The sequence below is a fragment of the Archangium sp. genome, assembly GCF_036388035.1.
GTDB lineage: Bacteria > Myxococcota > Myxococcia > Myxococcales > Myxococcaceae > Archangium.
The window spans coordinates 1-2,508 of the sequence record NZ_DASVSO010000931.1 but is presented as its reverse complement, the minus strand read 5'-3'; the positions used below and the strand labels follow the sequence as shown (position 1 = coordinate 2,508).

The 2,508-nt window shown below is 70.2% G+C and carries 2 protein-coding genes and 1 pseudogene; all 3 read right to left on the bottom strand.

What is annotated here, in order from left to right:
- Positions 1-523: pseudogene (locus tag VF697_RS38615) on the bottom strand (cytochrome P450); the annotation flags it as partial.
- An 11-nt stretch (positions 524-534) separates the two neighbouring features.
- Positions 535-1,569 carry a tRNA dihydrouridine(20/20a) synthase DusA gene (gene dusA, locus VF697_RS38610; RefSeq protein WP_331103041.1) on the bottom strand — a complete coding sequence of 345 codons (1,035 nt, stop codon included), beginning with the start codon at positions 1,567-1,569 and terminating at the stop codon, positions 535-537.
- A gap of 119 nt (positions 1,570-1,688) precedes the next feature.
- Positions 1,689-2,508: sensor histidine kinase (locus VF697_RS38605; protein WP_331103039.1), on the bottom strand; the 820-nt coding region annotated here is incomplete at its 5' end.

Genomic DNA, 2,508 nt, shown 5'->3' with positions numbered 1-2,508 from the left:
CCGACCAGCGCTTGAAGCTCGACTGGAGCGAGGGATCCAACCCCAGCAGCTCGCCGATGACGGCGGAAGGCAGGGGCAGGGAGAACTCGCTCACGAAGTCCACCTGGCGGCGCGCCACCAGCTTGCCGACGAGATCCTGGGCCCATGTGCGGATGCGGGGCTCCATCCGCGCGAGGGTGTGGGGCCCGAAGGCCCGGTTGACCAGCGCGCGCAGCCGTCCGTGCTGCGGAGGATCCAGCCCCAGGAGCGAGCTGCTCATCGGGTTGTCGCGGCCCAGCCAGGGTGGCTCTCCGGCCGCGCGGATGGCGCCGGACGAGAACTTCTCGGAGTTCTTGTAGCCGTTCACCACGTCGTCGTAGCGGAAGGCGGCCCACATCCCGCCCGGCTCCACGCGACACACCGGCAGTTCGTGCCGCAGCCGCGCATAGGTCGGATACGGATTGGCGCGGAACTCGGGGTCGAGCAGATTCAGGGGAGTCGTCGTGGGCTTGGGCGTCTCGGGGGGTGAGGCTGGAGCGGTCATGGGTTCCTGTCTCAGGCGGCGACGGGCTCGGGCACGGCGGGCTCGTCCAGGACCCGAGCCGGCACCTGGGCGAGCGCATCCTGGAGGACCTCCATCCCCGCGCCGGGCCGACAGGCCCGCTCACTCAGCACCCGCCTCCAGCCGCGTGCTCCCGGCTGACCGGCGAAGAGCCCCAGGATGTGGCGCGTGAGCCGGGACAGGTGCTCGCCACGCGACAGCATCGCCTCGGCGTACGGCAGCAGGGCCTCCACCACCTGGCGGCGGGTGGGCGCGGGGCCCTCCTCGCCGAAGATCCGCGAGTCCGCGAGCGCGAGCATGTACGGGTTCTGGTACGCCTCGCGGCCGATCATCACCCCATCGGCCCACTCCAGGTGCGCGCGCGCCTCGTCCAGGGACTTCACGCCGCCGTTGAGCGAGAGGGTGAGGTGCGGGAAGTCCGTCTTGAGCTGCCGCACGACCTCGTAGCGAAGCGGGGGAACATCCCGGTTCTCCTTGGGGCTGAGTCCCTGGAGGAACGCCTTGCGGGCATGCACGATGAAGGTGTCGCAGCCCGCCCCGCTGACGGTCCGGATGAAGTGGGTCAGCAGCTCATACGAGTCGAGGTCATCGATGCCGAGCCGGTGCTTGACGGTGACGGGCAGGCGGGTGGCGCCGCGCATCGCCTCGACACAGCGGGCCACGAGGTCCGGCTTCGCCATCAGGCACGCGCCGAACATGCCGTTCTGCACGCGGTCCGAGGGACAGCCGACGTTCAGGTTCACCTCGTCATAGCCCCACTGCTCCGCGATGCGGGCGCACTCGGCGAGCTGCGCCGGATCACTGCCACCCAGCTGCAGGGCGAGCGGATGCTCCTCGGGGGAGTAGTCGAGGTGCCGCCCCTTGTCCCCATGGAGGATGGCACCGGTGGTCACCATCTCCGTGTAGAGCCGCGTGCGCTTCGACAGCAGGCGCAGGAAGTAGCGGTCGTGGCGATCCGTCCAATCCATCATCGGCGCGACGGAGAGACGGTGACTCGACGCGGTGGTGGCGAGGGGGCGGGCAGTCATCGAGCAATCCATGCCGGGGTTCGAGGGTCCGTGCAAGCCCGGAAACACAGGCTCCCCCTCACCCCGGGTGAAGTCCCTCTCGCCTCGTCACCCACCCGGCAAGCGACCTCTCCCGGGCTTCACGCCGCTCCCGGTACGCCACCGCTCTCGAACACCTCCCGGGTCCTCAGGGGCTTCGAGGGCGCGCCTCCGGCGGGCAGCTCGACGGTGAAGGTGGCTCCCTGGCCAGGTCCGGCGCTGACACAGGCGAGGGAGCCCCGCATCTCCTCGGCCGCCAGCGCGCTGATGTGCAGCCCGAAGCCGTGCCCGCCCTTCTTCGTGGTGAAGCCCTGGGTGAACAGCCTCGGCAGGTTCTCCGGGGCGATGCCCACCCCGTTGTCGGCCACCTCGATGCGCAGCCTCCCCCCCTCCCCCGGGCCCACCCGGAGGATGAGCTGTTTGTCCGGCCGCCCGCTCTCCATCAACGCGTGCCGGGCGTTGTTCAGGAGGTTGAGCAGGATCTGCAGCAGCTTGTGCCGGTCCGCCCACACCACGGGCCCCGGGACGTACTCGCGCCGCAGTTGGATGCCCAGCCGCTCGAAGGACATCGCGTGCAGGCGCAGCGCGTCGTCGAGCAGTTCCGACACCGGCAAGGGCTCCTCCATCCCGGCCGAGCGCGCGTGCTCCTGCTGCATGCTCACCACGGCCTTGATGTGCTCGATGCTCTCGCACAGCGTGTGCACCTCCTCCATCACCGCCGCGCGCTCCTGGGCGAGCTTCCGCGCCAGCGCCTTCAGGTAGGCCGGCAGCTGCTTCCCCTTGGGATCGACGGTGAGGAAGGTCCCCAGGTCCGACGGGTGCTCGTCCAGCAGCTCGACGGCCCGGAAGATGCCGGACACATGCAGGCCCCGCAGCCGCTCGGTCACGACGCCCGCCGAGACGTTCACGCTGTTGAGCGCG